Raw genomic sequence first — 24,188 nt, forward strand, 5'->3', positions numbered from 1 at the left:
CAACTTCGCGCGTCCTCACCAGCAGCAGAGCCTGGGGAGCGCGATGAACAAGAAGCTGGTGGGTACGGCCGTGATCGGCGCGGCGGTCCTGGCGGTCGTGGCGGCACAATTCCTGAGCGGCGGTGACGACACACCGGCGGCCGCACCGTCCTCGACGGGGCCGGCGCCGGCCATCACCCCGAGCACGCTGGAGATCTACCGGCTCCCGGACGCGTCCGGCCCCGGTTCGGCCATCGAGATCCCGGTGCCGTCCTGGGCCGTGAGCCGCGACAAGGAACGCGCGAGCTACCGCCAGGGCGAGCTCCTGCTCGAGACCGACCGGGTGCCGATCACGCAGGAGGATGCCCTCGGCGGGCTCTGGGCGGTGGCCGGCGGGCAGGGCGGCACCGTGGTGGCGCACGCCCCGATCGCCGACCGCGACGCCGCGGAATGGGACTACACCTACGAACGCGGCGGTGAGCCGCGGCGGGTGACCGTGGTCGGCCTCGGCGCCGGCGACGCCCTGGTGACGGTGCGGTTCGAGGCCCCGGTCGCCGAGTTCGAACGCAACCGGGGTGTCCTCGACGACGCCCTGAAGATCAGGGGCTGACTACTTGAACGCCGCCTGGATCGGGCCGACCGCGAAGTACGCCACGAAGGCCAGCGCGATCACCCACATGAGCGGGTGCACCTGCCGGGCCTTCCCGGTGGCTGCGCGGATCACGACGTAGCTGACGAACCCGGCGCCGATGCCGTTCGCGATCGAGTACGTGAACGGCATGACGACGATGGTCAGGAACGCCGGCAGCGCGATCGAGTAGTCGGTGAAGTCGATGTCGCGGACCTGCGACATCAGCATCGCCCCGACCACGACGAGCGCCGGCGCGGCCGCCTCGACCGGCACCACCTGGTACAGCGGCGTCAGGAACATCGCGGCGAGGAACAGCACGCCGGTGACGATGTTCGCCAGGCCGGTCCGCGCGCCCTCGGCGATGCCCGACGCCGACTCGACGAACACCGTGTTGGAGCTGGCCGAGCCGAAACCACCGGCCGCGCCCGCGAGGCCCTCGACGAACAGCGCCTTGCCGACGTTGGGCAGCTGACCGTCCTTCGGCAGCAGGTCGGCCTCCTTCGCGAGGCCGGTCATGGTGCCCATCGCGTCGAAGAAGTCGGCCAGGACCAGCGTGAACACCAGCAGGCAGACGGTGATGATCGGCAGCCGCGTCCAGGCGCCGAACGAGACGTCGCCGACGAGCGAAAGGTTCGGCAGGCCGAACACCTGGTCCGGCAGCGCCGGGTAGCCGAGGTTCCAGCCCTTCGGGTTCGTGCCCTGCGACGGCCCGGCCTTGACGATCGCCTCGACGACGATGGCCAGCACGGTCGACGCGAGCACGCCGATCAGGATCGCGCCCTTGACCTTGCGCACGACCAGGATGCCGGTGAGCAGCAGGCCGACGACGAACACCGCGGTCGGCCAGGAGGCGATCGAGCCGTTGATGCCGAGGCCCACCGGGACGGTGGTGTGCGCGGCGTCCGGCAGCCGTCGCACGAACCCGGCGTCGACCAGGCCGATCAGGCAGATGAACACGCCGATGCCAACGGCGATCGCGGACTTCAGCGCGGCGGGCACGGCCCGGAACACCGCGGTGCGGAAGCCGGTGAGCACCAGCAGGACGATGATCACGCCCTCGATGACGACCAGGCCCATCGCCTCGGGCCAGGTCATCTGCGGGGCGATGGTGACCGCGACCAGGCTGTTGATGCCCAGGCCGGTCGCGATGGCGAACGGGTAGTTCGCGACCAGGCCCATCAGGATGGTCATCACGCCGGCGACGAGCGCCGTCACCGCGGCGACCTGCGGTACCGGGAGGATGCCGCCGAGGAGGTCCTTGTGCGCGCCGGCGTCGTCGGCCGAGAAGCTGCCGATGATCAGCGGGTTCAGCACCACGATGTAGGCCATCGTGACGAAGGTGACCAGGCCGCCGCGCAGCTCGCGCGGCACGGTCGACCCCCGCTCGGTGATCTTGAAGAACCGGTCCAGTGTGGACGTCCCGGTGCGGGTCGTCTCCTGCTCCGCCATTCGCCTGCCCATTCTGTCGCTGCTGCGGAGTACCCTGCACCTCGTGAGTGAACCGATCAATCCACCGGAGGTTACGGGCTCGTTGCGGCACACGCCGGAGCTGCCCAAGAGGCTGACCGACCTGACGCCGGTGGTGATCGTAGGCACCTCGATCTGGGCTGTCGCGCTGGTGGTGCTCTTCTTCACGACTTCGGGGCTGTGGGTGCAGACGGCGCTGTCCGGTTTCGCGCTCGGTTTCGTCGGCATGGCGATCATCGCCTGGCAGCGCGCCGCCGCCCGTCGCGGGTCGAAGTCGGCCCAGCGGCTCTAAGCGAGCATCGTCCGGGGCGAGGGGTCGTCGAGCAGCGCCGTGATGAGGTGCCGGTCGGGCCAGCGCCCGGCCGCCCAGGCGAACGCCCGCGCGAGCCCTTCCGAGGTGTCGGCCGCGTGCAGCCGTCCGTCGGACCACCACTGGACGTCGTGGTCGGCGCCGTCGATGCGCACGGTGAGCGGGTCGTGGACGAGCAAGCCACCCTCGGGCAGGCCGACGCCGAGCTGGTCCGCGACGAGCTTCAGCGCGGGCAGCTCCGCCCAGGGCGCGTACTCGCCTTCGCTGGTCACCTCGGCGGCCGCGCCGCTCGCGAGCGGCAGGTCGAGCAGGTCCGCGAGCCGCTCCGGGTCCTCGGGGGCGACCACGTACCGGTCCGGCTCCAGCGCCCCGGCGACCCACGGCACGTCCAGCACCAGCGCGTCGTCCACGACGGACCCGTCCGCGGCCCGCACGGCCCGCGGCACGCCCGGCTCCAAGCCGGACTCGACGACGGCGTCGTAGGCACGCGTGGTCAGCCCGGGTGAGACCACCCGGTCCGGGTCGGCGAGCCGGGCGAGCAGGTCCGCCGCCTCGTCCACTGTGGACAGGGTGAGCCCGGCGCGCACGCCGGCGATCCTGAGGAGGTCTTCGCTGAGGCCGACGTCGGGGACCTCGTCGAAGAGCCCGGCGAGATCGGCGTCCGGCAGCCGCCATTCGTTCGGCGCGGCGCCGGCGAGCACCGCGTACTGGGCGATCCACCAGCGCGCATGCCCCTGCGGGGTGCGCAGGGCGTGCCAGGTTCCGGGCCGCGCGGCGAGCAGCCGGAGGGCCGCGGGCCAGGCGTCGTCGGCGACGAGGTCGAGGTCCCGGATCGCGACGAGCGTCGACGGCGGCTCCGGCAGCGAGTCCCACCAGGCTTCCTCGTCGGGGAGGTCGTGGTCGGGTTCGTGCGGCTCGTCGTCGACGACCACGGCGAAGGAGTCGAGCACGCCGGCGGCCTCGAGGGTGCTTTGCGGCCAGTCGCCGGCGAAGTCCTCGTCGAGGACGTCCATCGCGCCGTCTTCCTCGAAGACCTCTTCGTCGAAGACGTCGAGCAGCGGCGACGACGGCAGGACGAGTTCGTCGGCCCGGCGCCAGGTGTCGGTGCCCGGCAGGGCGAGCGCACCGACCCACCGCGGGGCGTCGTCGCCGCAGTCGGCGATCAGCCGGAGCACGGCACCCGCGAGGGTCGTGCCGTCCAATCCGGACTGGACGTCTTCGACACTGCGTTCGACGGCGTCCCGCAGCTGATCGGCGTTGAGCAGCTCACGAGCATCGGCGTGCTTGGCGCCCAACCGTTCCAGGAGCGGGTGCGACGCGGCGGGGTGCACCAGCCGCAACCCCGGGATGTCCACATCGGACAAAAGATCGAGCAGTTCGGCCGAGCCTTCGACGAGCAGGCAGCCCCGCGCACCGGGCAGCGTCCGCCCGTCGGAGAGCGGGACGGGAAGCCCGTCCAGCCGTTCCGCGGCGAGCACGTGCGACTCGACGGCGATCGCCAGCGCGCTGTAAACGTCCCGCCACCAGCCGGGCTCACGGGTGACGCCGGTCAGCGTCTCCAGCACCTCTTCGATGCCGATCACTTGCACCGAAACGGCTTTGAGCACCGACGCGGGTCCTTCGAGCAGACCCGGCACGAGCTCGACGAGCAGTTTGGACAGTCCAGGCACGTCGATGTCGAGCACCCGAGCCTGCCGCCCGGAGACTTCCGAGCCATCCTCAGTGGACAGCCAAGGCTCGACACTCAGCGCCGCAAGGACTTCGTCACGCAGCTTGGCATCCACAGTGGACTTCGGAAACCCGGGCGCCGGAACGAGCGCAAACCGTTGCGGGGCCGGCAACAGCCGGACGAGCCCGACGTACTCTTTCGCGGCCGCCTCGAGCGCTTGCGCCAGTTCGGGTCCCGGAAGCGCACGGCGTCGCGACGGTTCGACCGGAACGGAGGCGAGCAGCCGAGCGGGCAGGGAAAGCCCGTCGTCGGTGGGCGTCGGAGCGCGCAGAACGTCTTCTTCGAGAGGCCGCGGCGAACCATCGGCACCGACCGGGACGGCCCACACGACGTCACCACGGTGGGTCAGCCAGCGCGTCTCCTGCCCGGGCCCCCGGATGACGACTACGTTGCCGTCGGCCGCACGCGTCCAAACGCGACCGTCCACATCGAACTCACCCAGCCACGGCAGGGCGAGCAGCAGATCGGCGACGTCCCGGGCGAGTTCGTCGAGAAGAGAACGCCCGTCGACACCATCCCGAAGCGGCAGCCGCACTTCGGTGTCGAAGCCGGGAGGCACATCGGCGGCAACGGGCCAGGGAAGCCGGAGGACGGGAACGTCCCCCTCGACCCCGGCGGCGTCCCGGGTCCGCGCGGCGGAGAAGACAACCCCGCCGGTGCGCGAGACAACGCGGGGTTCATCGGTAACGGTCCGCACGGCGGCGAAGCCGACCCCGAACCGCCCGACGGTCTCGCCGGTCTTGCCGGAGGCCCGCAGGGAGGCGAGCGAGGCAACGCCCCGCGAGTCGAGCGGAGCACCGGTGTTGGCGAACCGAAGTTCGGAGTCCACAAGAGACACCCGGACCCGCCCCGGCTTCCCCTCGGCCATGGCGGCATCGGCGGCATTCTGGGCGAGTTCGACGAAGAGCCGATCCCGGTAGGCGCCGACCCGGAGGTCCCGTTCGACGTTGGTGTCTTCGGTGAGCCGGGTGGGCGAGTCCCGCCAGGACCGCAGGGTGGCCTCGCGAAGCCGGGCGGTCCCGAAGGGTTCACCCGGCTCGGTGACGTGCTCGGTCACCGGTCGGAGGCGCCGTCGCCCCGGGCTTCATCGGTGGTTTCGGACGGGGGGAGTTCGCTTTGGGGGGCCGAAACCTGGACGGCATCGGTCACCTCAGCCTGCGTGGGCTCGGCTTCCTCGGGATCCGGAACCTCGGCCACAACGGGCGCGCGGGCTTCATCGTCGCCCGAGGGCGGCTCGGCCTCTTCAGCTGCCGCGACGGCCTCACCAGCTTCGGCGGACTCGGCGGACTCGGCGGACTCGGCGGACTCGGCGGGCTCGGCGGGCTCGGCGGACTCGGCGGACTCGGCGGACTCGGCGGGCTCGGCGGGCTCGGCGGGCTCGGCGGGCTCGGCGGGCTCGGCGGGCTCGGCGGGCTCGGCGGGCTCGGCGGGCTCGGCGGGCTCGGCGGAGGAATCATCCGAAGCAACCGGCTCGACCTCCGGCGCAACCGGCTCGGCGACAGTCGGAACCGAGTCGGCCAGCTCCGAAGCCGCAGGCTCGGGAACCACCGAAGCTGCCGGTTCACCCGGCTCAGCGACCTCATCGGCCACTGCAGGCACCTCAGCCGCGGCTGCTGCTGCCTCGGGCTCGGCCACCACCGGCTCAGCGGCCTGATCAGCCACCTCGGCGGCGGATTCCTCCACAGCCACCGGTTCGGGTTCCACCGCAGCTGACTCCGCAGCCGCCGGAGCCGAGTCAGCCAGCTCCGAAGCCGCGGGCTCGGGAACTTCGACCGCCTCGGGCACTGCCGAAGCCACCGGCTCGACCGCATCCGCCACCACGGGTGCCTCAGCCGCCACCGGCTCGGCGACCTCATCGGCCACCCCAGGTGCCTCCGCAGCGACTGGCTCAACCGCGGCTTCCGCCGACTCGACCGCCGCCTCGGGCACCGCCGGAGCCGCAGGCTCGGCCGCTTCCGCCCCCACGGATGCCTCCGCCGCCACCGGCTCAGCCGCACCTTCGGCTGCCTCGGTTGCCTCCGGGACCAGCGGCTCGGCAACCGCGGCCGGGGTCGGCTCCGCGGGCGCCGGCGGCTCCACCTCGGCCGGCGACACGTCCGACTCCGCTATTGCCGTCTCCGGCTCGGCCGCTGCCGTCTCCAGGACCTCCGGGGCATCCGCCGGCTCCGCAAGCTCCGTGGCTTCCGGCGCTCCCGCGACCTGAGCACTCTCCGGCGCCTCCGCGGCCCCGGTAACCTCCGGCGCCTCCGCCGGCTCCGCAACCTCCGGCACCTCCACAGCACCGGCGGCCACCGCGACGCCAGAAGCCTCCGGCGCCTCGACCGCACCCGAAGCTTCCGCCGGCTCGACAACCTCCGGCGCCTCCACAGCACCCGAAGCCTCCGAGCCCCCGTCAACCTCAGCAGCCTCCGGCGCCGGCGCGAAGTCCAGCTGGGAATCGTCGTACACCAGCTCCGCCACCGGGACCGACGACGTCACCTCGACCTCGACCTCCGAGTGCGCTCCGCACCCGTACTCCACGTCCACCACGTGGCCGTCCGCCGGGGCGATGTCGTTGCTGCACACCCCGAACACCCCGCGCAGCGATCCCGCCAGCGGCACGAAGAACCCGCACGTCCCGCACACGTCCGGCGCGCTCCGGGCCATGTCCGACCGCGGTCCGAACTCGCCCGCGTGCCAGCGCGACGCCGCCTCTGTCCGGCCGAAACGGGACAGCACGTGTACTCGTCCCAAGCCCACCTCGTGGGCCGTCTCCTCCACCGCCGGGTCGTCCGACTGCAGGTACGCCGGGGCCAGGCGGGGGTCGTTCTCCGGGGTCGGGAAGATGTCGCCCACCCCGAGGTCGCCCGCGCGGACGCGGCGCTCCCACGGCACCCACGCCGGCGCCACCAGCGCCGACGGGCCCGGGACCAGCACGACCTCGCTGACCGTCACCGGCTCGTCCTCGGCCGCCACCGCGACCGTCACCGACCAGCGCCAGCCCCCGTAGCCCGGGACCTGGGCCTCGAACAGGTGACTTGCCGTGACCGCGTCCTCGCGGGTGACCCCCACGTGGGCGCCGAGCTGCTCCTCGGGTGCGTCCTCCAGCACCGCAGCCCGCGCGAACTCCACCGCATCGGCGAGTTTGCGCTGCACGGAACCGTCGTCGAGGGTCAGCAGCAAAGTCATGCGGCCAATTGTGCCGCACGCATCCGCGGCGCCCGTGCCAGGCTGTTCATCGTGCGCACGCCGATCGTCACCGCCCTGCTGCTGGCCTCCGTCCTGGGCGGCTGCGCCGGCGCCCCGGCACAACCCGCCGGGCCGGACCGGCTGACCGTCGAGGTCGTCGCGACCCTGCCGCACGATCCCGCCGCCTTCACCGAGGGCCTCGAGTTCGCCGGCGACACGCTGTACGAGAGCACCGGGCTCGCCGGGAAGTCCACGCTCACCGCGGGCCCGGCCGGCGGGCCGCCGCGGACCACCGCCACGCTGCCGTCGCCGCTGTTCGGCGAGGGTGTCACCGTCCTCGGGCCGACGCTGTGGCAGCTCACCTGGCAGGACGGCTTCGCCATCGAACGCGACTCGGCCACCCTCGCCGAGCTGCGGCGCGTCCCCTTCGAGGGAGAGGGCTGGGGCCTGTGCCACCAGGACGGCGGGCGGCTGGTGATGAGCAACGGCTCGTCGAAGCTCACCTTCCGGGACCCGCGGACCTTCGCCGTCACCGGCAGCGTCGACGTCGGCCGTGACCAGCTCAACGAGCTCGAATGCGTCGGCGGGGACGTCTACGCAAACGTTTGGCACACCGGCACCGTCCTGCGGATCGACGCCGCCACCGGACGCGTCACCGGGACCGTCGACGCAGGTCAGCTGCGTGCGAGGGTGAACGTGACCGACCCCGAAGCCGTGCTCAACGGTATCGCCGCCGTCCCGGGAACCGGCGATTTCCTGCTCACCGGGAAGCAGTGGCCGGTCACGTTCCGGGTGAGGTTCGTCCCGGCTCGGCCGTGAAAGCACGGATGAGCAGGCGGAACCGGCCCCCGGTAAGGCAGGATTGAACACGTGGCACTCTTCGGCTCCCGCTCCGACGGCACTCCGCCGGGTCAGCCGCGCGGCCGGAAGTCCAAACGGCGCTGGACGCCGGAACCGGGCGCCGCGCAGGCCAGGTCCTGGCGGGACGCCGCCGCCCCGCGCGCCGAGCACGGCAGCCCGCCGCCGCCCACGCGCGTGCAGCGGCCTGTCCCGCCGCGCGCCGGGTTCCACGACGGCCGCGTGCCGAACGCCGACGAGGCGCCCACCACCGCCGCGCCGACGAACCACCGGCCGCCGCCCCCGCGCGGGGCCCGGCCGTACGACCCGCACCGCACCGAACCCGTCCGCCGCGAGCCGCCCGGCGGCTTCTACCAGGGCGAACGCCACCCCGGCAGCGGCGAGTACGAGCACTACGACACCGGCGGCTACGCCGGCGAGCCTCGGCCGCCGGCACCCGAGCCGCCGCCGCGGGAGGAGCCGCGCACCCCGGGCGGCACGCCGAAGCTGCCGAAGAAGATCACCGTCACCCGGGTGGCGGCGATGCGCAGCCGGCAGCTGACCGGCCAGGCCGTCGGCGCCTTCCAGCGCGCGACCAAGGCCGACGGCGCCGAGAAGTCCGGCCTGACCTCGCTGACCTACGCCGTGATGCTGAACTACGCCAGCGACGCGGCGATGGCGATCGCGCTGGCCAACACCCTCTTCTTCGCCGCGACCAGCGGCGAGAGCAAGGGCAAGGTGGCGCTCTACCTGCTCATCACGATCGCGCCGTTCGCGCTGGTCGCGCCGGTGATCGGACCGGCGCTCGACAAGGTGCAGCGCGGCAGGCGGCTGGCGATGTGCGCGTCCTCGATCGGCCAGGGCCTGATGGCCGTGGTGATGGCGCTGCACTTCGACGACTGGCTGCTCTACCCGGCCGCGCTCGGGATGATGGTGCTGTCGAAGTCGTTCACCGTGCTCAAGGCCGCGGTGACACCGCGGGTGCTGCCGTCGGAGATCACGCTTTCCAAGACCAACGCCCGGCTGACCACGTTCGGCCTGGTCGCCGCAGGGGTGTTCGGCGCGCTGGCCAGCGGCGTCAACGCCATCACCGGCTCGGCGGGCGCGCTGTGGTTCACGGCGCTGATCTGCGTGGCCGCGGCCGTGCAGTCAATGCGGATCCCGGCCTGGGTCGAAGCGACCGAGGGCGAGGTGCCGACGTCCCTTTCGGCCCACCCGAAGGAGAAGAAGCGCCGTCAGCCGCTGGGCCGCCACATCGTCGTCGCGCTGTGGGGCAACGGCTCGGTGCGCGTGCTCACCGGCTTCCTAATGATGTTCGCCGCCTTCGCGGTCAAGGCGCAGACCGAGGGCAGCGGGCAGACGCCGTTCATGCAGCTGCTGCTGCTCGGCGTGATCGGCGCCGCGGCCGGTGCCGGCGGCTTCCTCGGCAACGCGCTGGGCTCGCGGCTGCACTTCGGCAGCCCGGACCAGGTGATCGTCGGGTGCGTGGCGGCCTGTGTGGCGGCGGCGCTGGTGGCGACGATCCTGCCCGGCCTGGCCACGGCCGCGATCGTCGGCCTGATCGGCGCGACGGCCAGCGCGCTGGCCAAGATCAGCCTCGACGCCGTCATCCAGGAGGACCTGCCCGAGGAGTCGCGCGCGTCGGCGTTCGGCCGCTCGGAAACCGTGCTGCAGCTGGCCTGGTGCCTCGGCGGCGCGGTCGGGCTGCTGCTGCCGCCGACGTACTGGATCGGGTTCCTGGTGATCACCGTCGTGCTGGCGGTCGGCCTGGCCCAGACGTACCTGGTGCGCCGCGGCGGCTCGCTCGTGCCCGGCCTCGGCGGCGACCGGCCGCTGCGCCCCGAGCCGACCGGCAGCTTCCCGGCCCAGGGCCTGACCGGGGACCCGAGGGCCCGCCGGTAGGGTCTGAGCCCATGCGACGTTCCCGGGTGGTGGCCCTGCTTGCGGCCGGTGGGTTCGCGGTGGCCGGCTGCTCGGCACCCGGCCCGGCCGAGGTCACCTTCTACGCCGACGGCCACACGATCAACACCGCGCCCGTGCTCACGTGCGACTACACGAAGAAGCTCGCGCAGCCGTGCAGCGCGCAGGGCTCGACGCAGACGCTGAAGGTCCGCCCGGGCAAGCCGGTGCAGATCTCGGTGCCCGGCGAAGTCGCCGAATCGCCGTGGCAGATCGTCTACGAGTACGTCACCCCTCAGGGCGAGTTCAAGCAGAGCGACCCGATCCCGTTCACGTCGCTGGACCGCTACGCCTATACGGTCACGCCGCCGACGCCCGCCGACCGCATTTCCGCGGTGGACGTGCAGAAGTACACGGCCGTGCTCAACGCCGACACCGGTGAGTCGGGCCTGCTGCCCAGCGACGTCTGGGGCCTGCGCCTGGAGGCGTAGGGCTCTTTAGGGATCGAGGTCCCGGGCGACCGCGCGCATGATCTCGCCGATCTGCTTGGTGTGCTTGCGGTCCGGGTAGCGGTTGCGCCGCAGGTCCGGTTGCACCTTCAGCTCGAGCAGCTTGATCATGTCCTCGATCAGGCCGTGCAGTTCCTCGGCCGGGCGGCGGCGCGCTTCGGCGACGGACGGCGGCGGGTCGAGCAGCCGGACGGAGAGCGCTTGCGGCCCGCGGCGGCCGTCGGCGACGCCGAACTCCAGCCGCTGACCGGCCTTGAGCCCCTCGACGCCCTGCGGCAGCGCGGCCTTGCGAATGTAGACGTCGGCGCCACCGTCCTGCGTGACGAACCCGAACCCCTTCTCCGCGTCGTACCACTTGACCTTGCCGGTCGGCACTTCCCTCACCAGTCCTTCTGCTGTCCGCTCACGACTAACGCGCCCGGGGCGTACCCAGGGCGCGCTGGGTAAAGGGTATCTCGCCACAGGCCCTGGGGAGAAGTCGATACCGGCGGATACCCTCATACGTCATGAAGAGCACGACGAAGGAGGCCGGCGTGGCCGCTCCCGGCAAACCGTTCCTGATGCGCGTCGGCATCGGCCTTTTCGGCCTCGGCATGCTCGCCGTGCTGGCCGTGTTCATCATGTTCGCCGCCGGTCTGGAGAACCTGCCGATCTGGCTTTCGGTCGCCGCCGGGGTCATCACGCCGCTGGGCCTGCTGCTCGGCTTGATCGCCCTGGTGATCGAGGCGCGCGCCAAGAATTGACAGCGCAGCTCCGCTGCTCCGTTGAGGGCGGCGGCGGGGGCATGGATGGATTAAGGCACCGTCGCGAACGTCTTCTCGAACCACGCCGGGAACTCCGTCAGCGACTCGAACACCACCTCCGCTCCTTCGCTCAGCAGGAGCGTGCGATCGCACGGCCCGGTGGTGACGCCGACCGGGATCGCCCCGGCCGCCAGCGCACCCCGGATGTCACCGGCGTGATCTCCGACATACACCCGGGCGTCGTGGGCCAGCAGCGCTTCGGCCTTCTGCGTCGACCACAGTTCGCCGACGACTTCGTCGACCTCCAGGCCGAGCGCGTCCACGTGCAGCTGCGCATTGGGCCCGTACTTCCCGGTGACGACCAGCGTGCGCCCGCCCGCGGCCCGGACCGCGCACAGCGACTCGACCGCGCCCGGCAGCGCGACCGCGCTCGGCACGACCACCTCCGGGTACATCGCGCGGAACCGGTCGACCAGCCCGGGGATGCGCTCCTCGGGCGCTTCGAAGCCGCGCAGGATGTCGTCCAGCGGCGGCCCGAGGTTGGCCGCGAACGCCTCGCCGTCCAGCGGCAGGCCGGATTCGACGCCCAGCGCGTTCATCGCCGCGGCCATGCCCGGCCGGGCGTCGATCAGTGTCATGTCGAGGTCGAACCCCACGGTGATGCCCACAACCGACACGTTAGCCGCCACCACCGACAGTTTTACACGTAAGCCGATCATGTCCAGCGCCTTGACAGTGACGTCATCTGTGTCAAGGTGAGGGTGTGACCAGCTTCACCGAACGGACGAAGGCGTCCCTGCGGGAGGCGCTGCTCGACGCGGCCGCCGACCTGCTGCCGGACCGCGGCCACGCGGGCCTGCGGATGGCCGACGTCGCCGCGAAAGCCGGGGTGAGCAGGCAGACGGTTTACAACGAGTTCGGGAACAAGGCGGCGCTGACCCAGGCGGTGGCGCTGCGCACCGCGTCGGAGTTCCTCGACGGGATCCGGCAGCGGTTCGAAACGGCGGACGGGCTCCTGGCGGGCATCCACCACGCCGTCGTCTACACGATCGAGCACGCGCGGGAGAACCGCCTGGTCGCGGCGGCGCTCGGCACCGAGGCGGGCGAGGACCTGCTGCCGCTGCTCACGAGCCGCGGCGAGCCGATCCTCACCGCGGCCGCGGATCTCGCCGCCGAGCAGTACCGCGAGTTCGAGCCCGGGCTCTCCGCCGAGGCCGCGGCCCTGCTCGCGGAGACCGTCGTCCGGCTCTCCCTGTCGCACCTGGTGCTGTCCACGCACTCGGCGGCCGAGGCGGCCGACGCCGTCACCGCGGTGCTGGAACCCGCCATCCGCCGATTCGTCCACTGAACCCTCTCTCGGAGTGAAACGATGACCGACATGCTCCCCGAACTCCGCTCCGGCTTCTCCTCACTGCGCAAGGGCGGGCTGAACTGGGACTCGTTCCCGCTGCGGCTGTTCGTCAAGGGCAACAAGAAGTTCTGGAACCCGGCCGACATCGACTTCAGCCGCGAACGGGAAGGCTGGGACACGCTCAACCCCGAGCAGCAGCGCAGCACGACCTACCTCGTGGCGCAGTTCATCGCCGGCGAAGAGGCGGTCACCGAGGACATCCAGCCGTTCATGCGGGCGATGTCGGCGACCGGCCGGTTCGGCGACGAGATGTACCTGACGCAGTTCTGCTTCGAGGAGGCCAAGCACACGGAGGTGTTCCGGCGCTGGATGGACGCGGTCGGGCTGACCCAGGACCTCCACCCGTTCGTCGCCGAGAACCCGCACTACCGCAAGCTTTTCTACGAAGAGCTGCCGCAGTCGCTGCGGGCGCTGGAGGACGATCCCAGCCCGCTCAACCAGATCCGCGCGAGCGTCACCTACAACCACGTCATCGAGGGCAGCCTCGCGCTGACCGGCTACTACTCGTGGCAGCTGATCTGCACCCAGCACGACATCCTGCCGGGCATGCAGGAACTGGTCCGCCGCATCGGCGACGACGAGCGCCGCCACATGGCCTGGGGCACGTTCACCTGCCGCCGCCACGTCGCCGCGGACGACTCGCTGTGGGACGCGGTGCAGCAGCGGATGGGCGAGCTGCTGCCGCACGCGCTCAACATGATCCAGTGGGTGCAGGACCAGTTCGAGGAACTGCCGTTCGACAACGACCCCCAGGAGATCATCCAGTACGCGGCGGACCGGGCGCAGCGGCGGCTGGGCGCGATCGAGTCGGCGCGCGGGATGCCGGTGGAGCAGATCGACGTCGACTACTCGCCGGAGCAGCTGGAGGAGACGTTCGGCGAAGAGGACGCGAAGGCGATCGCGGAAGCCGCCGCGGCGGTGGGCTGAGGACGCGCACCGCCCCGGCGGCGAAGCCCGTCAGCTCGCCGGCCAGTAGACGGCGTGCCAGCCGTAGGGCAGGTCGGACCGGCCGATGATCGTCCCGTCGCGGGCGATCCCGGTCGCCCAGCTGTAGTCACCGCCGGGCAGGGCGCCGAGGATCGTCTCGGTGCCGTCGGCCGCCCACCGGGCCGCCACCGATTCGACGTTGCCGACCGCCGTGCCCGAGTCGTTGATCGCCACCGCCTCGGACCGCCGGGCGCCCTGCAGCACGGTCACCCCGCTCGCGGACCAGCGAACCGCGCGGGACTGGGCGAATTCGGCCTCCCCGCTGCCGACGACCACCCCGGCCCGGTTGATCGCGCGCGGCGTGGCGGAGGCCGGCGGCGCCGGCCAGTCGAGCCGCACCTGCCTGCCGTCCCGCTTCCAGGCTACCGGGACGTGCTGGCCGGCCTCGGTGACGGTCCCGGCGATCACCCCGAAGTCGTTGATCGCGGCCGCCGTGGCGCCCGGGTTGCCCTGGTTGCCCGGCGAGAGATCGGTGATCGCGCCGGTGGCGCTCCAGCGGACCGCGTGCTGGTTGCCGGCGGCGTCCCAGGCTTCGCCGCTGATCAGCGAGCCGTCGGCGGTGATCCCGGTGACGACGGCCTGCCCGCCGCCGGGCAGCGACGCCAGCTGGGTGACCGAGCCGTCCGGGGCCCAGCGCAGCGCGACGTACGTGCTCTGCGGGGTGCTGCCGCCACCGGCGACCACACCGGTCCGGCTGATCACGGCCGCGTCGGACGACCCGGTCCACGGCAGCGCGGTGACCGTGCCGTCCGGGGCCCAGCGGACCGCGCGTGTCTCGCCCTGCGCGTCCTGGGCCCAGCCCACGGCCACCCCGTGGTCGTTGACGGCGACCGGCCGTCCCTGTTCGCCGCCCAGCGTCGGCAGGGCGCCGATCCGGCCCTGGCTGTCCCACTTCACCGGGTGGAACCGCATGCGCACGTCCTGCGGAAGCGACTCGCCGACCATGGTGCCGTCGGCGTTGATCGCGTTCACCGTGCTGAACGCGTCGCCCGGCAAGGTGCCGAGGTCGACCGGGCCCACCGTGGCCGCGGTCGCGACCCCCGGCAGGCCCAGCGCGGCCGCCGCGAGCAGCGTCCCCACGGTGAGCGGTTTCTTCAGGCTGGACAGCACGACTCCCCCTCCCGCGGCGGTTCCCGTCGCTCCCGTCCGGAAGCGCCCCCTCCGCCGCGCCGGGACAACGCCTGGCCACCCCGGCCGGTTTAGCCGCGCTCACCAGTCCCAGCTGAGAATGATCATCGGACACCTCCCTTCACGGAATCGCGAAGGGAGGTGTCCGGCCGTCCTCAGCGGTTTAGGCGTGCTTCGCCGAAGCCGCTTTCTCCAACCCCAGCAAGCTGATCGACTTCTCGCGCATCTCGACCTTGCGCACCTTCCCCGTCACCGTCATCGGGAACTCCTCGACGACGTGGACGTACCGCGGGATCTTGTAGTGCGCCAGCTTCCCGCTGCAGAACTCGCGCACCTTTTCCGCGTCCAACGGCGAAGCGCCTTCGCGCATCCGGATCCACGCCATCAGCTCTTCGCCGTACTTCTCGTCCGGGACGCCGATCACCTGCGCGTCCAGGATGTCCGGGTGCGTGTAGAGGAACTCCTCGATCTCGCGTGGGTACAGGTTTTCGCCGCCGCGGATGACCATGTCCTTGATGCGGCCGGTGATGTTGACGTAGCCGTCGGCGTCCATCACCGCCAGGTCTCCCGTGTGCATCCAGCGGGCCGCGTCGATCGCCTCCGCCGTCTTGTCCGGCTGCTCCCAGTACCCCAGCATCACCGAATACCCGCGCGTGCACAGCTCGCCCGGCTCGCCGCGCGGGACCGTCAGGCCGGTTTCCGGGTCGACGACCTTGACCTCCAGGTGCGGCCCGACCCGCCCGACCGTCGACACGCGGCGCTCGATCGAGTCGTCGGACCGGGTCTGCGTCGACACCGGGGACGTCTCCGTCATGCCGTAGCAAATGGACACTTCGGCCATCCCCATCCGGTCGATGACCTGCTTCATCACCTCGACCGGGCACGGCGATCCCGCCATGATCCCGGTGCGCAGCGACGACAGGTCGAACTCGCCGAAGTCCGGGTGGTTGAGCTCGGCGATGAACATCGTCGGCACGCCGTAGAGCGACGTGCACCGCTCGGCCGCGACCGCTTCGAGGGTGGCTTTCGGGTCGAACGCGGGTGCCGGGATCACCATGCAGGCGCCGTGGCTGGTGCAGGCCAGGTTGCCCATCACCATGCCGAAGCAGTGGTAGAAGGGCACCGGGATGCACACCTTGTCTTCTTCGGTGTAGTTGCACAGTTCACCGACGAAGTAGCCGTTGTTGAGGATGTTGTGGTGGGACAGCGTGGCGCCCTTGGGGAAGCCCGTCGTCCCGGACGTGTACTGGATGTTGATCGGGTCGTCGGCCGACAGCCCGGCCTGCAGGTGCGCCAGCTGCGCCGGGTCACCGCCGCGGCCGGCCGCCAGCAGCGCGTCCCAGTCCCCGCCGCCGAGGATCACGACCTGTTCGAGCGCCGCGCACTTCTCGCGCACCTCCTCGGCCATCGCGGGGTAGTCGGACGTCTTGAACTTGTCGGACGCCACCAGCAGCCGGATCCCGGCCTGGTTGAGGACGTACGCGAGCTCGTGCGCGCGGTAGGCGGGGTTGATGTTGACCAGGATCGCGCCGATCTTCGCCGTCGCGTACTGCAGGAACGTCCACTCCGCGCGGTTCGGCGACCAGATGCCGACCCGGTCGCCCTTGCCGATGCCCAGCGCGACCAGCCCCAGCGCCAGCGCGGACACCTCGGCGGCCAGCTCCCGGTAGGTCCACCGCTTCCCGGCGGCCCGGTCGACCAGGGCGTCCCGATCGGCGAACGCGGCCACCGTCCGGTCGAAGTTGTCGCCGATGGTGTCGCCGAGCAGCGGGACCTCCGAGGTCCCCGAGGCGTAGCTCGGCAGGGCGGGCGCGTCAGGCATGGCAGCTCCTCGGACGTCTTCGTCGGGCGTCTCGAGTCTAGGAAGCGAACCCGCTCGTGGCGACCGCTCGGAGCCGTTTCGAGACCAGGGGCGCTGGTAGTGTCCGAACGGACTTCGAGGGGGCGATCGATGGCCGGGTTCCGCGACGAGCTGACCCAGTTGCTGCAGGCGCGCTACCCGCTGCTCGTCGTCGAGACGCACGAAGAGCAGCGGGTGCTGCGGGAGATCCGCGCGGTCGCCGAGGACGCCCACCGGCTGCGGACGCCGCGGCGCGTGTACGTCTGGTCGTCCACCACCGGGCTGGCCCCCGCGGGCGGCCCGCCGATCACCGAGACGCGCACCGCGGCGGCCGCCCTCGAACGCGTCTACGGCTGGGGTGAACCCGCCGTCTTCGTCTTCGCCGACCTGCACCCGTCGCTGGTCTCCGAAGGCGGGCACCGGCCCGATCCCGACGTCGTGCGCCGGCTGCGGGAGCTCGCCGCCGCGTTCAAGACCCGGCCGGTGCCGCTGAGCGTGATCCTCGTTTCGCCGTCGCTGCCCGTGCCGCCGGAGCTGGAACACGACGCGACTGTCGTCGACTTCCCGCTGCCCGACCAGCGCCAGATCGGCGAACTGCTGGACAGCATGGTCGCCGCGCACCGGCAGAACGTCCGGATCAGCATCGACCGGGACGACCGGGACATGATCGTCGCCGCCGCGCGCGGGCTGACGCTGCCGGAGGCCGAAAACGCGTTCGCCAGGGCGCTGGTCGAGGGCGGCGGGCTCGACCCGAGCGACCTGGAGCTGATCCTGGCCGAGAAGCGCCAGGCCGTCCGGCGCTCCGGGATGCTCGACATCGTGCCGGCGGAGACGAGCTTCGACGCCGTCGGCGGCCTCGACCGGCTCAAGCGGTGGCTGACCAAGCGCACCGGCACCTGGACGCCCGCGGCCTCGGCGTACAACCTCGCGGCGCCGAAGGGCCTGCTGCTCACCGGCGTCCCCGGCTGCGGCAAGAGCCTGTCCGCGGTGTGCGTCGCGAACATGTGGCGGCTGCCGTTGCTGCGGCTGGACCTCGGGCGCGTCTTCGCCGGGCTCGTCGGGTCGAGCGAGAAGAACATCCGCACGGTCATCCGCACCGCGGAGGGCATCGCGCCCTGCGTGCTGTGGGTCGACGAGATCGAGAAGGGGCTCGCGGGGGCCGGCGGCGGGGGCGACGGCGGCACCGCGCGGCGCGTCTTCGGCACGTTCCTGTCCTGGATGCAGGAGAAGTCGGCCCCGGTGTTCGTGATGGCGACGGCGAACCAGGTCGGCTCGCTGCCGCCGGAGTTCCTGCGCAAGGGCCGGTTCGACGAGATCTTCTTCGTCGACCTGCCCTCGGCGCCCGAGCGCGCCGCGATCTGGCGGATCCACCTGGCCAAGCGCGTCACCGATCCGTTCGTGGGCAGCGAACTGCGGCTGGACGACGGGCTGTTCGCCGAACTCGCCGACGTCAGCGCGGGCTACAGCGGCGCCGAGATCGAGCAGGCCGTGCTGTCCGGGCTCGTGGACGCGTTCGCCGAGAAGCGGCCACTGCGCCGGGACGACCTGGTGCGGGCGGTCAAGTCCACCGTGCCGCTGTCGGTCACCCAGGCCGACGAGATCCTGGCCATCCGGAACTGGGCGGAGACCAGGGCCGTGGCCGCCACCGACACTTCATCGGGTTCGGAGCCGGTCGCGCCGCCGCCACCGGCTTCATCGGGCGGGAGGACGATCGACGTATGACGCACCGCGTGACCGTGACCATCGGCAAGGACGGCTCGATCAGCGCCGAAACCCACGGCGTGACCGGCTCGAAGTGCCTCGACTACATCCCGCTGCTGGAGGACCTGCTCGGCGCGGAGACCGAGACGTCGGAGTTCACCGAGGACTACCGGCGCACTTCCGCCTCCGTGGAGGACACCGCTTCGCAGCAGCAGTCGCAATGGAACTCCTGAACCTGCACCGGATCGTCGACGTCACCGCGGCCGAAGGCCCGGGCCTGCGGTGTGCCGTGTGGACGCAGGGGTGTTCGGTGCGCTGCCCGGGGTGCTTCAACCCGCAGACGTGGACGACTCGCGGCGGGTTTTCCTTGTCGTGGCCGGACTTGGCGTCACGCGTGCTCGCCGTCTCCGGGATCGAAGGCGTCACGTTGCTCGGCGGTGAGCCGTTCGACCAGGCGGAACCACTGGGGCGCTTCGCTTCCGCGGTGCGCTCGGCGGGGCTGTCGGTGATGACGTTCACCGGGCACGTCCTGGAGGACCTGCCGCCGTCCGAGCTGCTGGCCGCGACGGACCTGCTGGTGGACGGGCCCTTTCTGGCGGACCGGCCGGAGCCGTCCCGGCCGTGGGTGGGCTCGGCGAACCAGCGGTTCCACTTCCTGACCGGCCGCTACGACGAGTCGATCTTCGCCGCCCCGAACCGCCTGGAGCTGACGATCGCGACCGACGGCGCGATCGAGCTGAACGGGTTCGCCACCACCGAAGTCCTCGAAGCGCTGCTCGAAGGGGAACGCCGATGAGTGTCACGCTCAAGCTGCGCAGTGAGGCGCTGGCCCAGCTCGACGCGGCCACGGTCGCCGCGCACGCGCAGGCACGGCCGGGGGTCGTCACCGTGCGGACCCGGATGCGCCACCGCGACCTGCTGTCCCGGGCGCTCGTCGGGCTGCGTGCCCAGGTCACCGACGACGGCACGTCCGTCTTCGCCGCCTGGGAGGGGCGGCGGATCACGTTCGGTTACGGCGCCGAGGGTGTCCAGGTGGCGCACGTCGACGGGCCGGGTCTCACCGAGGCCGAGGCTGCGCGGCTGGTGCTGTCGGTCGACGAGGCGTACGCGGCCGAAGTGCAGCGCGCGGTGCTGGCCAGGCTGAAGGACCGGGCCGCGCAGGCCGGTATGCGCGTCGAATCGGAGCGGGTCAACGCCGACCAGTCGATCAGCGTCACGCTGGCCGCCACGTCGTGACCGAGACCAGGGTCGGGCTGATCGAGTTCGGCAAGGCGATCCACGACTCGGTCACCGTCCCCGGCCTCGGCGAGCTGCCCGGCGGCCAGGTCAGCGCGGGCCGCGCGACCCGCGGCGCCCGCGCGCGGCTGCTGCGGGGCGGCCGGGTCGTCGAGGACGACCTGCGCCTCGGGATCGTGGTGCGGAAGAAGTTCTTTTCCAGCGACGTCGAGCCGGTGACGGACGCGGGGTTCCTCAAGGACGTGTTCGTCGCCGTCGGCCGGCGCGACCTCGGCAACGGCGACTCGCTGGAGCTGTACACCGACGACACGGTCGGACCGGACCTGAGCCGGCCGGAGGCGGCGGTGTCGGTGGTGGCGCCGGCGTTCGACCAGCTGACCGGGTTCCGCGCGCAGGTGCACGTCCGGGAGGGCGTCCTGCGCTTCGGGGCGCTGTGCGCGTCGGCGCGGGGTGGCCAGCCGATGCGGGTGCTCGGGCTGTTCGGGCCGGCCGGGCCGCTCGAGGAGCTGCCGACGGGCCAGGTGGCGACGGTGCTGCTGGGCTTCCAGTGCGACGTGCCGCCGATGGCCGGGGACGTGCTGACGGCGTTCCCCACGCCGGGCTTCGTGGAGCACCGCGACGGGACGGCGGTGGTCCACGGCGTCACCGACCTCGGCCCCGGCGCACTGGTGGCGGCGGTCGAGGTGCCGGAGGGGCGCAGCGCGGCGTTCACGGTGGGGGTGCGGGTCCGGGTGCTGCGCCCGATCGGGACGACGTTCAACGAGCGCAGCACGGTCATCGCGGCGGGGTTGCCGGTGCTTTCGCTGGCGCGGAACGGGGTCGCGGTGCGGTCCACGGCGGGGTCGCGGGTGTTCACGGTGGGGCTGGGGACGCGGGATCTGCGGCAGAACGACGTGCTCGAGGCTTATGTGCCGGCGTCTTCTCCTGCTTTGGCGCCTCCTCTTGCTTTGGCACCTCCTCCTGCGCCGCCGGTGGCGTTGGTCGACGTCAACACGGCATCGGCGGCCGACTTGGCTCGCCTGCCAGGCCTCACGCCAGACCGGGTGACGACGGCGCTGGAGCTGCGCCGCCAGCAGGGCGGCTTCCCGGACGTGGAGGCGTTCGGAGTGGCAATCGGGTTACAGCCGCACGAGATCGTCCGCCTGCGCGGACGGGCGACGGCCGGCCGGGTGGCGTTGCCGGAGACGGGCGTTCGTCAGCTGGACATCTGACGGGTTCCGCTACGCTCGGACCCGTGCCGGAGGAATTCGCGCTGGGCTTGCCGGAGGTGACCGCCGCGGTCCGGCGCACGGGTCTCCCGGCGCACTGGGAGCCGTTCGAGATCCGCAGCCCGGGCCACACACTGGTGGAGCACGAGCAGATCCTGGCGGAGGCGTGGGAGTCGATGCGAGCCCGCGGCCTGGCGGGGCCGGAGAAGCTGGACATCGAGGTCGAGCAGACGCTGCGGGCGTGGACCCGGCCGGAGGTCCTGATCATCGTCCGAGCGGCGGAGCTGACGGAGAACCGCCAGGTGTTCTACCGAGCCACGATCGGCCACGGCCTCGGCGTGTACTCGGAGCTGGTGCCGGAGGGGATCAACTTCGTCCGGATCCGCCCCGACCACCTGGTCGACGCCCTGATCGGCATCCTCCCCGGCTACGCACCGCTACCGGTGGCCCCGGCCACGACAACGGTGGGCCCGAACCGGCCCCCGGACCCCGAAGCACTGCGCGACTACGCCCAGTGGGCCCCCCACCGCCACGGCACGTTCGAGCTGTCGACCCGCTTGGGCCAGGGCAACCTCCGCCCGGTGGGAACGGTGAATTTCGTGGACACGGACGGCGGCCGCTACCTGACGTTCACGGACCCACTGTCCGGCGGCGAGTCCCGGCTCAGGTTCGTCCCCTCGGACGGGGGACACCTGAGAGGGTGGCTGCACGAGCGCATCGCGGAGACGACCCACCGGTGACGTGCGTCCTCGCACGAGTGCGTGATCTACCCGTAGTGTGCAGAGCGTGACCCGAGCAGTTGTCCTCCGAGCCGTCCTCACTTCGGCGACTTTGGTGCTCGTGTTGAGCGCCTGTGACAGCAAGGTTGGGGGTACGCCGCAGGCTGCGAACACGCCTTCGGGCAGCGCCTCGTCGACCAAGCCGAGCGGCACCGGTGACAACCCGTTCACGGGCCTGAGCCCCTGCACGATCATCGACCAGGTCATGGCGGGCGAGGGGTTCCCGGCGGCGGCTCCCGGCACCGTGGACCGGGAACGAAGCTGCGCTTCGAACAAGCCGGGCGACGCCAACGTCGGCGTTGCCCTCCAGGACAACACCGGGTACGACCAGGGCATCCCCGACCCGTCGAAGGCTTCGCGCGGTCACGTCGGCGCCCGGAACGCGATCATCGAACGCGGTTCGATCGGCGCGGCGGGCCAGTGCACGATCTCCATCGAGGTCAAGCCGAATTCCCGCGCGCTCGTTTCGGTCTCCGGCAACGACACGACCGAACAGGCCTGCGACCGGGTCACCGCCATCGCGGTGAAGGTCGAGAAACTGCTCCCCCCGAACACCTGAGCCGCAGCCCACGAGTGACCTACGTCCGGCTGTCGCCCCTGCCGCCGGCCGCCGGTCACTACTACAGTAGGTCGTGGGCACCCAGAGTGTTGTTCGATGGGAGGGGAACCTGACGTGAGCTCGGGCGCGAGTTTCAGTGACCAGCCGATCGCCGCACCGGCCTCCGGCGACGCAGGGTCGAACTTCCTTTCCGGCCTCCTCAACACCCCGGCCGACCCGGAAGGCGCGAAGCGCCTCAACGAGGGTGCCGCAGGGCTGAAAAAACTGGCCATGGACGGCGGGTTCGCCATCAACCAGGCCGGGCTCGACAAGTACACGAAGGTCTGCGACGAGTTCATCGACGGTTACCGCGGAATCGAGTACGAGCTCGAGGTCCTCGCCTGGAAACCCCGGATGGGCTCGAGCGAGTACGCCGAGCAGGTGGCTCAGTTCAACGTGAAGGTCGCGGCCGGCGACGAGCAGTCACTCGTGCCGAACCTCGAGCTGCTCATCAAGGGATTCCAGCAGGTCAAAGAAGCACTGGCGATCGCTCGCAAGAACTACCGCGAGACCGAGGACGCCCACGCCCAGACCTTCGCCAAGCTGCGCGGGAGCGAGTGACGATGGCTCAAGAGCACGCTGGACACCGGCAGTACGAAGGCGACTTCTACGCCGAGACGCAGCAAAAGCTCCAGCAGAACGTGCACCACTTCGGCGCCGAAGACCAGGGCGACGCTCGCGAGGGCGTCGTACCGCAGACCCAGAACCAGGCGGCCCAGTACTCGGTCGAGCAGGGCAAGGTGCTCCTGCACAACCAGGCGACCCGCGGCGACGCGCCCGCACCCGGCCAGAACTACCCGGCCAGCACGCACGAGGACCTGTACAACATGGTCCACGACAACATGGACCCGAAGGACCTCGACGACCGGGGACGGCTGGCCAACCGGATCGGCAACTGGCTGGCCGACGTCTCCAACGCGGCGACCGACGCCGTCAACTCCAGTGAAATCCAGTGGCAGGGCTCCGGTGCCGCGCAGGCGCACAGCTTCTTCCAGAACACCGCCACCTACACGAGTGATACCGCCAACGCCGCCCAGCTCAGCTCCAACCGGTACTCGCAGCAAGCCGCCGCTGCTGATCATGCTCAGAAGAACATGCCCGAACCCACCGGGTTCAACCAGCAGACCGAAATCGACAAGGCGACCAAGCAGTACCTGGCCGGTGACGTCGCCGGGGCGACGCAGACCATGAACAACGTCGCCGCCAAGCAGCAGCAGGCTGATGCCGCTCATCAGCAGGCCGTTCAGGTGCTCCAAGACCTCGACTCCACCTACCACGAGACCGCCAGCACCCAGCCCACCTACACCCCTCCTCCCCAGCTCGGGCAGGGGGACTCCACCTCCGCCAGCGGGTTCCACGGCACCAGCAGCGCCGGCTTCACCGGCACCCCCACCATCGGCGGCGGAATCGGAAGCGGCCCCGGCGGCACGACCGGCACCTTCGTCCCCGGAGGACCAGGACCGGGCAGCCCAGGCGGCCCCGGACCCGGCCCCAACCCGCCCGGCTACGTCCCCCCGGGCACCAGCAGCGGGACCGGCACCTTCAGCGGCAACACCAACTTCCGCTCCGCCCCCGCCGCCGGCACCTTCGGGCGTGTCACCCCCGACGGCCTCGCCATGCCCGGGACCACCGGCGCGGGTGGCACATCCGGTGGCGACATCACCCGCGGCAAGGGCATCGGCTCCGGCCGCGCCGGCACCGGGTTCGCCGGGTCGCGCGTGTCCGGCAATGCAGGCAGCAGCACCGGCTCAGCCCCCAAGGAAGGCGAAGGCGCGAGGACCGGCAGCAAACCCGGCGAACGCCTCGAACGCGGCGCAACCGCAGCCGCCGCCGCGAAAGGCAAGGGGGGCAACGCGGCCGGTGCCCCTGGCGCCGCCGGTAAGAAGAAAGACGACGACAAAGAGCACAAGAACAAGTACGCCGTCGACGAGGATGTCTTCGACCTCAAGACCGAGCGCGGGCCCGATGGCGAAAAGGTCGTGCGGCCCACCATCGGGGACACCACCTAAGGGACAGACCCGAGGGAAA

At 71.5% G+C, this 24,188-nt stretch carries 24 protein-coding genes; 17 read left to right on the forward strand and 7 right to left on the reverse strand.

The features are described from left to right. Positions 1 to 43: 43 nt before the first annotated feature. A complete protein-coding gene (locus ABZX11_RS08600) occupies positions 44 to 589 on the forward strand; it encodes a hypothetical protein (RefSeq protein WP_354911125.1) in 546 nt (181 codons plus the stop codon). On the opposite strand, the gene ABZX11_RS08605 is transcribed toward ABZX11_RS08600, so the two are convergent. Further along, positions 590 to 2,059 carry an NCS2 family permease gene (locus tag ABZX11_RS08605; protein ID WP_176174593.1) on the reverse strand — a complete coding sequence of 490 codons (1,470 nt, stop codon included), beginning with the start codon at positions 2,057 to 2,059 and terminating at the stop codon, positions 590 to 592. An 82-nt stretch (positions 2,060 to 2,141) separates the two neighbouring features. Between ABZX11_RS08605 and ABZX11_RS08610 the strand changes: the two genes are divergently transcribed. Next, a complete protein-coding gene (locus ABZX11_RS08610; RefSeq protein ID WP_003088242.1) occupies positions 2,142 to 2,369 on the forward strand; it encodes a DUF2530 domain-containing protein in 228 nt (75 codons plus the stop codon). On the opposite strand, the gene ABZX11_RS08615 is transcribed toward ABZX11_RS08610, so the two are convergent. Then, a complete protein-coding gene (locus tag ABZX11_RS08615) occupies positions 2,366 to 5,173 on the reverse strand; it encodes a molecular chaperone Hsp90 (RefSeq protein WP_354911128.1) in 2,808 nt (935 codons plus the stop codon). The two genes, ABZX11_RS08610 and ABZX11_RS08615, sit on opposite strands and share 4 nt — an antisense overlap. After that, complete coding sequence (locus ABZX11_RS08620) at positions 5,170 to 7,284, reverse strand: DUF3027 domain-containing protein (RefSeq protein ID WP_354911131.1); 2,115 nt, start codon at positions 7,282 to 7,284, stop codon at positions 5,170 to 5,172. Before ABZX11_RS08620 ends, ABZX11_RS08615 begins: the two co-directional genes overlap by 4 nt. A 51-nt stretch (positions 7,285 to 7,335) precedes the next feature. On the opposite strand from ABZX11_RS08620, the gene ABZX11_RS08625 reads away from it, so the two are divergent. Genes ABZX11_RS08625 through ABZX11_RS08635 form a run of 3 tightly spaced genes read left to right on the forward strand, consistent with a single transcriptional unit; the run spans position 7,336 to position 10,511 of the window. Continuing rightward, on the forward strand, positions 7,336 to 8,103 hold the full coding sequence (locus ABZX11_RS08625) for a glutaminyl-peptide cyclotransferase (RefSeq protein WP_354911133.1): 768 nt from the start codon (positions 7,336 to 7,338) through the stop codon (positions 8,101 to 8,103). A gap of 51 nt (positions 8,104 to 8,154) precedes the next feature. Further along, on the forward strand, positions 8,155 to 10,023 hold the full coding sequence (locus ABZX11_RS08630; RefSeq protein WP_354911136.1) for an MFS transporter: 1,869 nt from the start codon (positions 8,155 to 8,157) through the stop codon (positions 10,021 to 10,023). An 11-nt stretch (positions 10,024 to 10,034) separates the two neighbouring features. Continuing rightward, the gene (locus ABZX11_RS08635) at positions 10,035 to 10,511 is read left to right on the forward strand and encodes a DUF2771 family protein (RefSeq protein WP_176174589.1); all 477 of its coding nucleotides are present in this window, start codon (positions 10,035 to 10,037) and stop codon (positions 10,509 to 10,511) included. Between the two features lie 6 nt (positions 10,512 to 10,517). On the opposite strand, the gene ABZX11_RS08640 is transcribed toward ABZX11_RS08635, so the two are convergent. Next, a complete protein-coding gene (locus ABZX11_RS08640; RefSeq protein WP_086861937.1) occupies positions 10,518 to 10,904 on the reverse strand; it encodes a cold-shock protein in 387 nt (128 codons plus the stop codon). A gap of 131 nt (positions 10,905 to 11,035) precedes the next feature. Here ABZX11_RS08640 and ABZX11_RS08645 point away from each other — a divergent pair, with 131 nt between their 5' ends. Further along, the gene (locus ABZX11_RS08645) at positions 11,036 to 11,272 is read left to right on the forward strand and encodes a hypothetical protein (protein ID WP_176174588.1); all 237 of its coding nucleotides are present in this window, start codon (positions 11,036 to 11,038) and stop codon (positions 11,270 to 11,272) included. Between the two features lie 50 nt (positions 11,273 to 11,322). Here ABZX11_RS08645 and ABZX11_RS08650 read toward each other — a convergent pair whose 3' ends face one another. Next, on the reverse strand, positions 11,323 to 11,940 hold the full coding sequence (locus tag ABZX11_RS08650) for an HAD family hydrolase (protein ID WP_354911140.1): 618 nt from the start codon (positions 11,938 to 11,940) through the stop codon (positions 11,323 to 11,325). Between the two features lie 95 nt (positions 11,941 to 12,035). On the opposite strand from ABZX11_RS08650, the gene ABZX11_RS08655 reads away from it, so the two are divergent. Beyond that, the gene (locus tag ABZX11_RS08655) at positions 12,036 to 12,620 is read left to right on the forward strand and encodes a TetR family transcriptional regulator (protein ID WP_176174586.1); all 585 of its coding nucleotides are present in this window, start codon (positions 12,036 to 12,038) and stop codon (positions 12,618 to 12,620) included. A 21-nt stretch (positions 12,621 to 12,641) separates the two neighbouring features. Then, positions 12,642 to 13,610 (forward strand): R2-like ligand-binding oxidase, encoded by a 969-nt coding sequence (locus ABZX11_RS08660; protein WP_354911142.1) that lies wholly within the window; start codon positions 12,642 to 12,644, stop codon positions 13,608 to 13,610. Between the two features lie 30 nt (positions 13,611 to 13,640). Here ABZX11_RS08660 and ABZX11_RS08665 read toward each other — a convergent pair whose 3' ends face one another. Together ABZX11_RS08665 and ABZX11_RS08670 are read right to left on the reverse strand one after the other, a co-directional pair. Next, complete coding sequence (locus tag ABZX11_RS08665; protein ID WP_354911145.1) at positions 13,641 to 14,780, reverse strand: hypothetical protein; 1,140 nt, start codon at positions 14,778 to 14,780, stop codon at positions 13,641 to 13,643. 181 nt (positions 14,781 to 14,961) lie between these two features. Further along, positions 14,962 to 16,620, reverse strand: coding sequence for an AMP-binding protein (locus ABZX11_RS08670; protein WP_354911148.1), 1,659 nt, complete (start codon positions 16,618 to 16,620; stop codon positions 14,962 to 14,964). A gap of 129 nt (positions 16,621 to 16,749) precedes the next feature. On the opposite strand from ABZX11_RS08670, the gene ABZX11_RS08675 reads away from it, so the two are divergent. From ABZX11_RS08675 to ABZX11_RS08715, 9 genes are all read left to right on the forward strand, one after another. Then, a complete protein-coding gene (locus tag ABZX11_RS08675; RefSeq protein WP_176174580.1) occupies positions 16,750 to 18,360 on the forward strand; it encodes an AAA family ATPase in 1,611 nt (536 codons plus the stop codon). Then, a complete protein-coding gene (locus tag ABZX11_RS08680) occupies positions 18,357 to 18,572 on the forward strand; it encodes a DUF2997 domain-containing protein (RefSeq protein WP_176174579.1) in 216 nt (71 codons plus the stop codon). Before ABZX11_RS08675 ends, ABZX11_RS08680 begins: the two co-directional genes overlap by 4 nt. Next, positions 18,560 to 19,135, forward strand: coding sequence for a 4Fe-4S single cluster domain-containing protein (locus ABZX11_RS08685; protein WP_354911150.1), 576 nt, complete (start codon positions 18,560 to 18,562; stop codon positions 19,133 to 19,135). Before ABZX11_RS08680 ends, ABZX11_RS08685 begins: the two co-directional genes overlap by 13 nt. Next, positions 19,132 to 19,575, forward strand: coding sequence for a hypothetical protein (locus ABZX11_RS08690; RefSeq protein ID WP_354911152.1), 444 nt, complete (start codon positions 19,132 to 19,134; stop codon positions 19,573 to 19,575). The genes ABZX11_RS08685 and ABZX11_RS08690 overlap by 4 nt, the downstream gene beginning before the upstream one ends. Continuing rightward, entirely contained in the window at positions 19,572 to 20,786 is a 1,215-nt protein-coding gene (locus ABZX11_RS08695; protein ID WP_354911154.1) for a helix-hairpin-helix domain-containing protein, read from the forward strand. The genes ABZX11_RS08690 and ABZX11_RS08695 overlap by 4 nt, the downstream gene beginning before the upstream one ends. A 23-nt stretch (positions 20,787 to 20,809) precedes the next feature. Beyond that, entirely contained in the window at positions 20,810 to 21,523 is a 714-nt protein-coding gene (locus tag ABZX11_RS08700; RefSeq protein WP_354911156.1) for an ESX secretion-associated protein EspG, read from the forward strand. 46 nt (positions 21,524 to 21,569) lie between these two features. Further along, a complete protein-coding gene (locus tag ABZX11_RS08705; RefSeq protein WP_354911158.1) occupies positions 21,570 to 22,121 on the forward strand; it encodes a DUF3558 family protein in 552 nt (183 codons plus the stop codon). 96 nt (positions 22,122 to 22,217) lie between these two features. Then, on the forward strand, positions 22,218 to 22,721 hold the full coding sequence (locus ABZX11_RS08710) for a hypothetical protein (RefSeq protein ID WP_176174573.1): 504 nt from the start codon (positions 22,218 to 22,220) through the stop codon (positions 22,719 to 22,721). Between the two features lie 2 nt (positions 22,722 to 22,723). After that, positions 22,724 to 24,169, forward strand: coding sequence for a hypothetical protein (locus ABZX11_RS08715; protein WP_354911161.1), 1,446 nt, complete (start codon positions 22,724 to 22,726; stop codon positions 24,167 to 24,169). Positions 24,170 to 24,188 lie beyond the last annotated feature (19 nt).

Origin of the sequence: Amycolatopsis sp. NPDC004169, from assembly GCF_040610315.1 — a bacterium.
Classification (GTDB): Bacteria; Actinomycetota; Actinomycetes; order Mycobacteriales; family Pseudonocardiaceae; genus Amycolatopsis.

Bases quoted from the DNA above. Each gene is read 5' to 3' on its own strand.
- ABZX11_RS08600 (WP_354911125.1), top strand. From the start codon at position 44: ATGAACAAGAAGCTGGTGGGTACGGCCGTGATCGGCGCGGCGGTCCTG.
- ABZX11_RS08605 (WP_176174593.1), bottom strand. From the start codon at position 2,059: ATGGCGGAGCAGGAGACGACCCGCACCGGGACGTCCACACTGGACCGG.
- ABZX11_RS08620 (WP_354911131.1), bottom strand. From the start codon at position 7,284: ATGACTTTGCTGCTGACCCTCGACGACGGTTCCGTGCAGCGCAAACTC.
- ABZX11_RS08635 (WP_176174589.1), top strand. From the start codon at position 10,035: ATGCGACGTTCCCGGGTGGTGGCCCTGCTTGCGGCCGGTGGGTTCGCG.
- ABZX11_RS08645 (WP_176174588.1), top strand. From the start codon at position 11,036: ATGAAGAGCACGACGAAGGAGGCCGGCGTGGCCGCTCCCGGCAAACCG.
- ABZX11_RS08660 (WP_354911142.1), top strand. From the start codon at position 12,642: ATGACCGACATGCTCCCCGAACTCCGCTCCGGCTTCTCCTCACTGCGC.
- ABZX11_RS08670 (WP_354911148.1), bottom strand. From the start codon at position 16,620: ATGCCTGACGCGCCCGCCCTGCCGAGCTACGCCTCGGGGACCTCGGAG.
- ABZX11_RS08675 (WP_176174580.1), top strand. From the start codon at position 16,750: ATGGCCGGGTTCCGCGACGAGCTGACCCAGTTGCTGCAGGCGCGCTAC.
- ABZX11_RS08680 (WP_176174579.1), top strand. From the start codon at position 18,357: ATGACGCACCGCGTGACCGTGACCATCGGCAAGGACGGCTCGATCAGC.
- ABZX11_RS08685 (WP_354911150.1), top strand. From the start codon at position 18,560: ATGGAACTCCTGAACCTGCACCGGATCGTCGACGTCACCGCGGCCGAA.
- ABZX11_RS08690 (WP_354911152.1), top strand. From the start codon at position 19,132: ATGAGTGTCACGCTCAAGCTGCGCAGTGAGGCGCTGGCCCAGCTCGAC.
- ABZX11_RS08710 (WP_176174573.1), top strand. From the start codon at position 22,218: ATGGGAGGGGAACCTGACGTGAGCTCGGGCGCGAGTTTCAGTGACCAG.
- ABZX11_RS08715 (WP_354911161.1), top strand. From the start codon at position 22,724: ATGGCTCAAGAGCACGCTGGACACCGGCAGTACGAAGGCGACTTCTAC.